The sequence below is a fragment of the Robertmurraya korlensis genome, from assembly GCF_023715225.1.
Lineage (GTDB): Bacteria > Bacillota > Bacilli > Bacillales > Cytobacillaceae > Robertmurraya_A.
The window spans coordinates 1-479 of the sequence record NZ_JAMBNS010000073.1; the positions used below are offsets into that span (position 1 = coordinate 1).

Below are 479 nucleotides of genomic sequence, written 5' to 3' on the forward strand. Positions count from 1 at the left end.
GGACTGGACGCACGACGGCCTCGCGATGCCCGACACGATTCCCGATCTGGCCGCGGCGCTGACGCTGAATCCGCAGTTGAAGGTGCTGTCGCTGAACGGGTATCACGACATCGCGACGCCGTTCTACCAGACCGAGCTCGACCTCGCGCGGCTCGGCACGCAACCGAACCTGACGATCAAGGACTATCAGGGCGGGCACATGGTCTATCTCGACGATACGTCGCGTCCGCAGGAGAAAGCCGATCTCGTGACCTTCTACGGCGCGGCCGCGCACTGATGCGATGCGTGAGGCCGGCGACAGGCGCCCCGGGTGGGCGCTGCTCGCCGGCCGTCGACGACCTCATTCCAGACTGGAGCCTGACATGAAGAATCGTTTCATCGTCGTTGCCGCGGCGCTCGCATGCGCCGGCGCCGCAACATCCCTCTCTCCGCGTTCGCGCAGGCGAGCGACGCCGCCGCACCGGCGCGCGCGCGCCAGG

The 479-nt window shown here is 67.8% G+C and carries 1 protein-coding gene; it reads left to right on the forward strand.

Annotation, left to right across the window (positions count from 1 at the left end; all coding sequences use genetic code 11):
• Positions 1 to 277 (forward strand): hypothetical protein (locus M3175_RS24210; RefSeq protein WP_442638230.1); only part of this gene is annotated, 277 nt, incomplete at its 5' end.
• Between the last annotated feature and the right edge of the window lie 202 nt (positions 278 to 479).